The 9,270-nt window shown below is 43.5% G+C and carries 13 protein-coding genes and 1 pseudogene; 12 read left to right on the plus strand and 2 right to left on the minus strand.

Annotated elements, in window-relative coordinates:
* Together G468_RS0118955 and G468_RS0118960 are read left to right on the plus strand one after the other, a co-directional pair.
* Nucleotides 1–282: pseudogene (locus G468_RS0118955) on the plus strand (type II secretion protein E); the annotation flags it as partial.
* A gap of 101 nt (nucleotides 283–383) precedes the next feature.
* Nucleotides 384–1,538 carry a retroviral-like aspartic protease family protein gene (locus G468_RS0118960; RefSeq protein WP_162143454.1) on the plus strand — a complete coding sequence of 385 codons (1,155 nt, stop codon included), beginning with the start codon at nucleotides 384–386 and terminating at the stop codon, nucleotides 1,536–1,538.
* A 36-nt stretch (nucleotides 1,539–1,574) separates the two neighbouring features.
* Here the strand turns inward: G468_RS0118960 and G468_RS0118965 are convergent, their stop codons facing one another.
* Nucleotides 1,575–2,069 carry an Hsp20 family protein gene (locus G468_RS0118965; RefSeq protein ID WP_026824273.1) on the minus strand — a complete coding sequence of 165 codons (495 nt, stop codon included), beginning with the start codon at nucleotides 2,067–2,069 and terminating at the stop codon, nucleotides 1,575–1,577.
* A gap of 110 nt (nucleotides 2,070–2,179) precedes the next feature.
* Between G468_RS0118965 and G468_RS0118970 the strand changes: the two genes are divergently transcribed.
* The 6 genes from G468_RS0118970 to pilV (G468_RS22160) all read left to right on the plus strand — a co-directional run bounded on the left by G468_RS0118970 (nucleotide 2,180) and on the right by pilV (G468_RS22160) (nucleotide 6,480).
* Nucleotides 2,180–3,280: a type II secretion system F family protein gene (locus G468_RS0118970; protein ID WP_026824274.1), complete on the plus strand. Its 1,101-nt coding sequence runs from the start codon at nucleotides 2,180–2,182 to the stop codon at nucleotides 3,278–3,280.
* A 159-nt stretch (nucleotides 3,281–3,439) separates the two neighbouring features.
* Complete coding sequence (locus tag G468_RS0118975) at nucleotides 3,440–3,910, plus strand: type 4 pilus major pilin (RefSeq protein WP_248604913.1); 471 nt, start codon at nucleotides 3,440–3,442, stop codon at nucleotides 3,908–3,910.
* 91 nt (nucleotides 3,911–4,001) lie between these two features.
* Nucleotides 4,002–4,466: a lytic transglycosylase domain-containing protein gene (locus G468_RS22150; protein ID WP_034250640.1), complete on the plus strand. Its 465-nt coding sequence runs from the start codon at nucleotides 4,002–4,004 to the stop codon at nucleotides 4,464–4,466.
* Complete coding sequence (locus G468_RS0118985) at nucleotides 4,463–5,128, plus strand: prepilin peptidase (protein WP_026824276.1); 666 nt, start codon at nucleotides 4,463–4,465, stop codon at nucleotides 5,126–5,128. Before G468_RS22150 ends, G468_RS0118985 begins: the two co-directional genes overlap by 4 nt.
* A 12-nt stretch (nucleotides 5,129–5,140) precedes the next feature.
* The gene (gene pilV / locus G468_RS22155) at nucleotides 5,141–6,148 is read left to right on the plus strand and encodes a shufflon system plasmid conjugative transfer pilus tip adhesin PilV (RefSeq protein ID WP_051297222.1); all 1,008 of its coding nucleotides are present in this window, start codon (nucleotides 5,141–5,143) and stop codon (nucleotides 6,146–6,148) included.
* Entirely contained in the window at nucleotides 6,130–6,480 is a 351-nt protein-coding gene (gene pilV / locus G468_RS22160; RefSeq protein ID WP_246067633.1) for a shufflon system plasmid conjugative transfer pilus tip adhesin PilV, read from the plus strand. The genes pilV (G468_RS22155) and pilV (G468_RS22160) overlap by 19 nt, the downstream gene beginning before the upstream one ends.
* Before the next feature lie 6 nt (nucleotides 6,481–6,486).
* Here the strand turns inward: pilV (G468_RS22160) and G468_RS0118995 are convergent, their stop codons facing one another.
* Nucleotides 6,487–7,014 (minus strand): lipocalin family protein, encoded by a 528-nt coding sequence (locus G468_RS0118995; RefSeq protein WP_026824277.1) that lies wholly within the window; start codon nucleotides 7,012–7,014, stop codon nucleotides 6,487–6,489.
* A 76-nt stretch (nucleotides 7,015–7,090) separates the two neighbouring features.
* On the opposite strand from G468_RS0118995, the gene G468_RS0119000 reads away from it, so the two are divergent.
* The 4 genes from G468_RS0119000 to G468_RS0119015 form a co-directional block, all read left to right on the plus strand.
* Entirely contained in the window at nucleotides 7,091–7,402 is a 312-nt protein-coding gene (locus tag G468_RS0119000) for a TrbM/KikA/MpfK family conjugal transfer protein (RefSeq protein WP_026824278.1), read from the plus strand.
* A gap of 3 nt (nucleotides 7,403–7,405) precedes the next feature.
* Nucleotides 7,406–8,185, plus strand: a complete 780-nt coding sequence (locus G468_RS0119005; RefSeq protein WP_246067570.1) for a glycosyltransferase family 61 protein — start codon at nucleotides 7,406–7,408, stop codon at nucleotides 8,183–8,185.
* 11 nt (nucleotides 8,186–8,196) lie between these two features.
* Nucleotides 8,197–8,820 carry a hypothetical protein gene (locus G468_RS0119010; RefSeq protein ID WP_026824280.1) on the plus strand — a complete coding sequence of 208 codons (624 nt, stop codon included), beginning with the start codon at nucleotides 8,197–8,199 and terminating at the stop codon, nucleotides 8,818–8,820.
* Between the two features lie 48 nt (nucleotides 8,821–8,868).
* Nucleotides 8,869–9,270: toprim domain-containing protein (locus G468_RS0119015; RefSeq protein WP_026824281.1), on the plus strand; the 402-nt coding region annotated here is incomplete at its 3' end.

Here is a 9,270-nt window from a genome sequence, read left to right on the forward strand (position 1 = left end):
GAAAAGGTGTTTATGCGCCATTTTGAAGGCTGCGAACACTGTTATCACGGGATTGTCGGGCGGATTGTGGTAGCCGAAGTGATTGCCCCGGATGCCCAATTTTTTGAACTGTACCGGACAAAAAGTAAAGCGGCCGCGAAAACCTACTGGCATCGAAAACTAGGTGGCATGACCCGTAATCAGCACGTTCTGCACTACATCCATGCGGGAGAAGTTGACCCACTGGCCGCGCATTTTATTTGCCCGATTGATGAAGATAGTTATACGTTATTGCCTCAATAAATTACACACACAGGTATTTATGTGTATTATGATTAATCTATCACTGTATGAGTGCGTAAGTAATGAATGTATGTGCAAAGACAACATTAGTAGTCTTCTCTATGGCTCTTCTAACTTCATCTTTATCTGGATGTACGGTTAAAAAACCAGAGAAATCAAATGAGGCTGCCAATGATATCTTAAATGAAAATTTTTATAGCAGTCTGGTTATTCCTGTTTCCATCAACAATAAGTTATATCATTTCTTAGTTGATACAGGTGCCAGTATTACCATTATCGACGAAGAAATAGCTAAAGAAATAACACAGGAAGTCTCATACTCATCCTTGCATCCATTCCATAAGGAAATTTTCTCTAACTTTAAAAGTGTTCACGATAAAATCGACGTTAAAAACCTTAAATTCCTTAAGCCAGTGAGCATGTTTATTGGTAAAGAAGAAGTCAGTGATAACGAAATATGGATTGCAAAAGATTTAAGTCTTTTTACTCAAGCAGTCGGTACAAATATAGATGGTATTATCGGCATTGATACTTTTAGAAAATTTAACTGGCAAATTGATAATAAAAAAAGACTTTTAACCATATCAAAAAAATCACCTTCAATATCAACTTATTCATACTGCATAGCATATTCAGATGCCTATGGCGAATCACCATCCTTGTATCTAGATTATGGAAACAATGATTACATAAAGATGAGAGTTGATACCGGAAACGATGGAAGTGACCTTGGGAACGATTTTCTGGAGTACTTTAAAAAACAAAATGGGAAAATAACACCTATCAAATATAATATTTCAGCAATGGAGGTAACAGGTCTTATTAAAAGACGTGATTACATACTCACTGGTTTAAAATTCAATAATCACCCACTTGGGGAAATAAGAATAGCTGGAAACAATAATAACCAATATCTTTTAGGTATGAATTTTTTATCCCGCTTTAATCGCTATGCGTTTATGCCAAGTAAAATGCTTTTCTGCTATGACACAAACTCATTGCATAAAGAAAACCAATATCCCGTTAGAAACATTGGAGTTAGATATTATAATAATCGCATAGAGATTTTCTATAATGAGAACAAGGAACTTGATAAATACCATCTTAAAAATGGTGATATTATTAAAAACATCAATGGTATAGATTATCCACCACAAGAAATTGATAAAATCCGTAAAATTTTATCATTAACACCCAAAGGAAAGCTAACCTTGATTATTGAACGTATGGGTATTGAACAAAAAACGGTTATTTAATTATTGATAAAAACGCCCCAATCAGGGGCGTCATTGTTAAGCCGCGTTGTGTTCAAGCACACGGCCTGATTCATTTTGAACGCCAATTGGAATCTTCTGCGGTTTTTCATGTTCAGGGATCTCGTAGATAAATTGCAAGGTTAATAATCCTTTATCCAGCGTCGCTTGCTGAATTGTTATTCGATGCTCAAGGCTGAAATTTACAGAAAATCCATTTTTACTAATGCCTTGATGTAACCATTTAACACCTTCTTTTTCATCTTCTGATTCATTTTTCTCATCGCTCACTTTACCACTGATGGTTATCTGATGATTATGCACAGAAATCTCCAATTCATCTTGTGAATAACCCGGCACACTAAACGTTAGCTCATAATGGTTCTTGTCTTTCTGACGTAGGTTATAAGCTGGATTATCGCCAAGGGGCTTTTCACCAGTTAGCCGACTAAACAGCCGATCCATTTGGGTAATGCGATCAGGAAGATAATTACTGAAGGTAGGAATTAGAGATAAAGAACGATAAGAAGTCATATGCCCTCCTTGAGGGTCTGTATGTCGAAGATCAAAGTTGACTTCAACAATAAAAATATGGGGGTCATATAAGACATTTTCAAGTCACCGACCATTTTTTGGAGTAAAATATGTCGTTTCGATTAAATATCGATTTTCTCGCTGTTAAACCTCACGTTGACACTACCATCCGCTGGATTTACCAAAAAACCTTTTCCGCCAAAGACCGCATTGCCTTCTACGACATGCTGGCCTTTCTGCTGGATAACAACAAATCATTGCAGCAAGCCTTTATCGATATGCGCAACGTGGTCACCGATTTTGGCCGCAAACATCATCCCTACGCGGTGCTATTGACCGATTGCCTGTCTGCGCTGGATGAGGGGCAAGGGGCGTTTGAAAAAGTGCTGCTCGAGTGGGTGCCGGTTCAGGAAGCCACCCTGATTGGCTCCGGCATCCTTTCCGGCAAGCTCTCCGATGCCTTGCGGCGCGCCAGCCAGATTGTCGAGGGCAAGAAAACCATGGTCTCCGCCCTGTTCGGCGCACTGGCCTACCCCTGTTTTCTACTAGGGATTGTAGTGCTGATGATGCATATGGTGTGTGAGAAGTTTATCCCCAAGCTGGCAAGACTGGTGCCGCGTGAGAAATGGGATGGACCTTTAAGCCTGCTCACAGGTATTTCTGAATTTATTGTTAATTTTGAGTGGTTACTGCTCTTTGGCCTGCTGGCCCTGCTCGGATTGATGGCATGGTCAATGGGCCATTGGGTCAATCGAAAAATTGCCGACAATCTGCCGCCGTGGTCAGTCTATCGCGCCGTGCAGGGCGTTTATTTTTTGCTGAATATCGCCGCCTTGCTGCGCGTCAATATTCCGGTCATGCAGGCGGTCAATATGCTTGGCGAAACCGCGAGTCCATGGCTGGAAAGGCGCATTAATGAAACGCTCCATTATATGCGACAAGGCGAACATCTGGGACTGGCTTTAAAAAGCACCGGCTACTACTTTCCCTCACGGGATTGTGTCAATCAAATGATGCTGTTAACCGAAGGTGCGGGGACAGAACACAGCCTTGAGCGTTATGCTGACCGTTGGTTGGCTATCACCATCAAACAGGTCAAGAAAAAAACGCTCTGGTTAACCGCGCTCTGCTTCTTATTGGTATTCGGTTATATGTTGCTGCTGTTATTAGCCAGCCGCGATTTAAATACGATGGTCAATCAAATGGGGTAAGCAATGAAAAATAATTCAATGGCATTTTATCAACACACCAAAGAGGAAAATATGAAAAAACAGTCAACACTTCACCGGGGATTTTTAAGTCTGGAAATGATGGGGGTACTGGCTATTATTGCCGTCGCTATCGTTCTCGCAGTCGGCGCGGTGTCCGGCATGTTTAACAAAAGCACCATTAACGACGAAATTGCTAACGTACAGGCATTAGTGACGCAATCACGCGGCATGCTAAAAACCCAGGGTGAATATCCCTTTACCAATGGCGCGAAAATGACCGGCACACTGGTACAATTTGGCGGTGTACCCGGAAATATGACCATTAACGGAGAGAAATCAAAGGGCGATGCGAAAATAGCCAATGGCTGGGGCGGTGATGTCATCATTGCCCCGGAAAAAGTGCAAGGCTCAACCAATAACAAAGGGTTTTCCGTCACGTATAAAAACGTGCCACAGGAAGCCTGTAGCACAATGGCAACAAAACTCAGTGGCAGCGCCATGATACACGAGGTTTCCATATCCGGTAGTAATAACGTCGGCGCAGTGACCGCTGAAAAGGCCGGCTCACAATGTAAAGCGGATAACGGCTCTGTCGGCGTCAATACCCTCATTTTCAAATCTAACAATTAATTCCCCCCTTCTTTTTTTAATTTTTAAAGCCTTTTGATGCAGAAAGGGCGAGTGTTGCTTTTTCTGCATTTAAGGAGCGAATATCGTGAAAATGATTACCTTGTGGCTTGCCATATGTTTAACCACGGCGGCAAAGGCGTTTTGTTTTAATGAGGCGGGCGCAATATACCAGATTGACCCCAAACTGCTTAAAGCCATCGCCCAGCAGGAAAGCAGCCTGTCTGCGAAAGCCGTAAATATCAATCGAGATAAACAGGGGCGTGTGTTAAGCGTGGATTATGGGTTGATGCAGATCAATTCCACCCATATCCCTAAACTCCAGAAAATGGGAGTGATCCGCAACCAGCAGGATTTACTCAATCAGCCGTGCCTTAACGTTAAAATCGGCGCGTGGATATTGGCGCAACATCTGCGTGAGTGCGGTGTTAACTGGGCTTGTCTGGGGTCATATAACGCGGGCTTTCATCCCCGCAATGAAAAGAAACGCTTGCGCTACGCACAACAGATTTATGCGCGCTACTGGCCGGTTATCAGCGGTGACAGGAGGAAACCATGAGCGCGGTCAGTCTCGTGTTGATGGGACTCTGCGCCGTCATCGTGCAAAGCAGCGTGGTCATTGTCGCAAGGCGATTTCTGGATTTTCATCAGGAGCGCCCGCTGTCAGCTATCGGTAGGCGGGTTACGGTAACGTCTATGATTTTTACCGGATTAACCTTTCTATTGACCATGCTAGCGCCCTCGCCGCTACAGGGACTGTTTTCTTTGGTTTTCCTCGCGTTTTTAGCCTTGTTTATCTATCTGGATGCGGCCAGTCGCTGCTTACCGCGCTGTTTTACGCTGGTGTTTGGGTTGACGGGCGCTGTCTTTCGTCTTCTGCTGTCCCCGGAGAGCGTATTGACCGCCCTACTCGCCGCGTTAATTATCTTTGGTGTGCTTTTGGGACTGCGAACCTTTGCTTATCGTCGCGATGGCTACGCGCAGTTTGGTTTGGGCGATGTGTACCTGATGGCAGGATTGGGCATGTGGTTTTCCTTCCCGGCTGTTCTCTGGGTAATCAGTGGTGCCGCCGTTTCAGGAGGGATTTTTTTGCTGGCAAGAAGATCACGCCATCCGATGCAGTGGCAAGAAAACGTCACTTATCGTTCAGCCCCGTTTGCGCCGTTTCTGTGTGGCGTAGCGGCTATTACACAGGTTGGGCAGATGGGAAGTTATTTTTAAGGAGGTCACATATTGAAAAAAACAATCAAGAAAAAAAAGCCAGAAATCCATCGCGGATTTGTCTCGCTGGAAATCATGGGGGCATTGGTGGTTGTAGCCCTTGCCGCCCTGTTGGGTGCAGAGAAATACAGTGACTATCTGGATGAACAGGAGTGGGTCGTCGCGGCCCGTCATGCCGGTCAGTTTAATGAAGCGGCAAAGCAGTATATTGCTGACCATCGTGATGAATTACTCAATAAACCCCTGCCCTACCGTATTACGCCCTCGTTACTGATTAAAAACGGTTATCTGCAACAGGGCTTCGCCGAGAAAAACGGCTTGGGTCAGCAGTACGTCACCGGCGTCGTGAAAAACAGCGCCAAAAGCCAGCCAGCATTACAGGCGCTCACCTGCAGCGTACAGGGGAACGCACTTTCAGAAAAAGGAATGCGGCGGATTGCCGCTCAAATTAACGGTATGGGCGGTTATGTTGACGAAAAAAATATCGCTATCGGGGCTTACGGCGGCTGGACAAGCCAGCCAAGGGATTTTGGCCTCGATTGTCGATATGGACATATTGCCATTGCGTTGTCGTCAGAAATATTAGGCAGCGTATTGCAGGAAAGCGACCGGCTGTATCGCTTTCAGGTGAAACATAAGCCTGAGTTGAATCGGATGAACACCGCTATTGATATGGGTGGTAACAATCTCAATAACACGAATGCTGTTAATGCCAAAGAAGGGGTTTTCAGTAAAACCGTCACCGCAAACGGAGATATAAAAAGTCAGGGGGGATGGCTGGTCACGCAGGATAATAAAGGCTGGATGAATAGCAAACATAGGGGCGGATTTTATATGTCTGATGATGAGTGGATACGCGCTGTCAACAACAAAAGTATTTATACTGGAGGACAGTTAAAAGGCGGTACGGTACGCGCAGATGGCCGCTTATCAACCGGAGATTTTTTACAGCTCGAGTATAAAACAGTACTCAACTCATTAACATCCCCGAAGCAGCACCGCTGCGCCGCTCACGCGTAGCGTGCTACGTTCAGAAAGTCGTCGTTGAAGGTTCGTCCTGCCCCTCCAATGGATTAGTGAGTCGGGATGTTAAAGGCGCACTCCTTTCCTGTCAAACCGGCAGGTGGACCAAAACGACTGGACTGGGTCCTGTTTCCTATCATAAAACCAATTCAGGTGCTAAAAATATTGGCTCACACGATTTTTGTGCGATCGCAGGCTTTCACTTACCGGGCAGCCATTTTGATTATGTAGCCTGTCATGTGAAACCAGATGAGCATAAAAACTGGATTTTATCAGGTGGTCCGCAATTTTTTGTTCGCTTCCAATGTGAAGCAATTTGCATTAATTAAAAAATTCTACTCATCCTGATTCACCCATATCAATTTATCAACGGGGAAATTAAGTTCTCTGGCAAGATTTAGCAAAGACTCCGTTTCCGCCGTCTCGAGCCTAGGTGTGCGTGAAAGCAGCCAAAGATAGTTTCGACTTGGCCCTGCTACCAGCGCATAACGATATTCTGGATGGAGCGCTATCACATGGTAGCCACCATAGAACGGCCAGAAGAAGGAAACTTTCAGTGACCCCTTTTTCGGGGAACCTATAAATTTTGCTTTACCTATACTTTTTCGCCATTGATGCAGCTCGGGCAAAAATCCCCGATTAATGACTTTCACACTCCCGTCGGGATTAAGCATGTAATTGGCGGTAACCCGTTCTAGGCCACACTCAAAACGATTGTCTAGTCGGGCAATTTCGTACCAGAGACCGAGATATTGATTCAAATCAAAATTTTCTACAGCCTTTACACCCTTTGGCGAAGACATACTACAAGAGAGAGATAGCAAAGAAGATATTAGTAAATACAGGTTTCTCCATAATTTCATGTCACGTCAACCTTATAACCATTTTCAATAAATACTCAATCAGCGTAGTTCAAACCAACTTGATAGGAAAGTCATTATGAATAAAACCCTCTTCACTGCAACATGGCTATTACTTGCAGCCAGTATTCCTCTTTCTGCTCAAGAAAAAGTTGACTCAGGCGACCCGTGTACCGTTGTACTGTGCATGTACGGGAAGCTACAAGGCAGCAATCAAAGTGAGTGTAGTGGCGCTGTTCGTAAATTTTTCTCCCTTAGGAAATTTGGACGACACGGTTTTGACCCATGGAAAACCTTTGTTAAACGGCGTGATTTTCTGGACGGATGTCCCACGGTAGATCCGGCAATAGTCAGCGACATTATGAAACAATTTGGCAAACTGAGAGGTTGAAAAATGAACCTGTATATCGCAGAAAAAACCTCTAGAGCGAAGGATATTGCTACAGAGATGAATGGCAAATTCAATAAATCTGATAAAGAACGTTTTAATACGCGGATTGGTAGGGAAGTTATCCTATGGGACTATTTGAAAACAGATAAAGTAATAGCAGATATTGGCATAGACATTACAATAAAAGATCCTGATTTGTACGACCGCATCAGTAATTATGTGCTTTTGCATGGAGAGGATTTGCAAGGCATGTTCAAAAATGAGAAGTACCTGTATATGTCCTGCTTTATTCGTGATGTGCGCGCTTTCAGAAATGAATTTGAGTTAGAAGAACGCCTAAAGCCCCTCTTTAGTCACGGCAAAGGAGATGCTTTTGAATTTGTCATTAGCTTTCCAGAGAAAATGAATTTTGATGAAAAAGATATAATAAAAAGTTCTTTTGTGAATATCAGTCAACAACATGTTTTAACTATTAATGATGTGATCTGGGAGTGCTTTGTCCATCAAACAAAAAATGGTCAAATAGTTGATGCCCAGTTTGAGGCCTGTAGATCCAACATCGACAAGTACTCAAGGGCAGAGTTGGTAAACATCAATCTAATAGATACATTTCAGCCTAATTCTTATGTGAGGCAATTATTAAGGGGCGCCGAGAAGATTGGTAACATAGACGGTCGTTCAGTCTGGTTCAATCCACATGGATATTACTTTTGCTGGGACAAGGAAACGGAATACCTACTTGAAAGCTGGTTAACATTTCCGGCTTATCCTATTCATTGGTAAGGAACTCATTTATGAAAATGAGTTCAATTAACACCATCTATGATTTTATGCGGTACTGCCGGATGCCTCTTTATTTTCAGCGTTCAATCAGAGACATGAAGGTTGGTGATACCTTTATACTGGGTAAATACACACAACCTGCTTCAAAATATAACGTTAAATTTCATGTTCCCCATCGTGTCTCAGTAGATGGCGAAGCGCATTTTGTTGCTGAAGCCTGGATAGAAAAAGAGCGTGGTTTTTTCTCTTTTTATGCCACGTGGACATTTCCAACGAAAACTGAACGCAGCTTCATTATGGTTTCAGGTAAATTCAGAGTACGTCAATGGGGACTTATCGATTTTGATAAAAAAGATGATGGTGATGTCAAACATTTTGCTCTGGTTTGCCGATATCTAATGCATATACTTAACAAAATGACTTATGAAGCCAAAAAAGTTTATTTTGAAATGAAAAGTATTCCTTTATTCAATGGAGTCTGGCTGGACAGGGATTTTATTGAAAGAAGACCCATAGCAGTCGAAGTCGATGGCAAAATCAAGCCTGTTTGGGTTAGCTATAAGCATTACTTACCTACGCCCCAACTTTCAGCCATTGTAGAGGCTGCTTCTGCCTTAGAATTATTCGACATCTAATCTAACCATTCTACTCGTTTGAATTGATATCCCTTTTAGGAAAAAAGTATGAACCTATATATCGCAGAAAAGCCCTCTGTGGCGAAGGATATTGCTAAAGCACTGGGTGACCATTTCCAGAAAAAAGACGGCTATCTTGAATCAGCCGATAACGTCGTGACATGGTGCTACGGCCATCTCCTGAAATCGATTGAACCGGAAGCGTATAATCCAGATTACGCGCAGTGGAAAGCCAAGGATTTGCCATTGCTGCTTTACCCGTTGCGCTATGAGCCGATTGCCGGAAAGGAAGCGCATACCCAAACCGTCATTGACTTGATTAACCGGGCTGATGTGATTATCCACGCAGGCGACCCGGACGACGAGGGGCAATTACTGGTTGAGGAATTGCTGGAATATACCGGCAACAGCAAGCCAGTTAAGCGTTTGCTGATTAATGACAACACCAAC

Source organism: Arsenophonus nasoniae DSM 15247 (assembly GCF_000429565.1).
Lineage (GTDB): Bacteria > Pseudomonadota > Gammaproteobacteria > Enterobacterales > Enterobacteriaceae > Arsenophonus > Arsenophonus nasoniae.

Coding starts and splice junctions, on each gene's coding strand:
- G468_RS0118960 (WP_162143454.1), top strand. CDS start 384: ATGGCTCTTCTAACTTCATCTTTATCTGGATGTACGGTTAAAAAACCA.
- G468_RS0118965 (WP_026824273.1), bottom strand. CDS start 2,069: ATGACTTCTTATCGTTCTTTATCTCTAATTCCTACCTTCAGTAATTAT.
- G468_RS0118970 (WP_026824274.1), top strand. CDS start 2,180: ATGTCGTTTCGATTAAATATCGATTTTCTCGCTGTTAAACCTCACGTT.
- G468_RS0118975 (WP_248604913.1), top strand. CDS start 3,440: ATGTTTAACAAAAGCACCATTAACGACGAAATTGCTAACGTACAGGCA.
- G468_RS22150 (WP_034250640.1), top strand. CDS start 4,002: ATGATTACCTTGTGGCTTGCCATATGTTTAACCACGGCGGCAAAGGCG.
- G468_RS0118985 (WP_026824276.1), top strand. CDS start 4,463: ATGAGCGCGGTCAGTCTCGTGTTGATGGGACTCTGCGCCGTCATCGTG.
- G468_RS0118995 (WP_026824277.1), bottom strand. CDS start 7,014: ATGAAATTATGGAGAAACCTGTATTTACTAATATCTTCTTTGCTATCT.
- G468_RS0119000 (WP_026824278.1), top strand. CDS start 7,091: ATGAATAAAACCCTCTTCACTGCAACATGGCTATTACTTGCAGCCAGT.
- G468_RS0119005 (WP_246067570.1), top strand. CDS start 7,406: ATGAACCTGTATATCGCAGAAAAAACCTCTAGAGCGAAGGATATTGCT.
- G468_RS0119010 (WP_026824280.1), top strand. CDS start 8,197: ATGAAAATGAGTTCAATTAACACCATCTATGATTTTATGCGGTACTGC.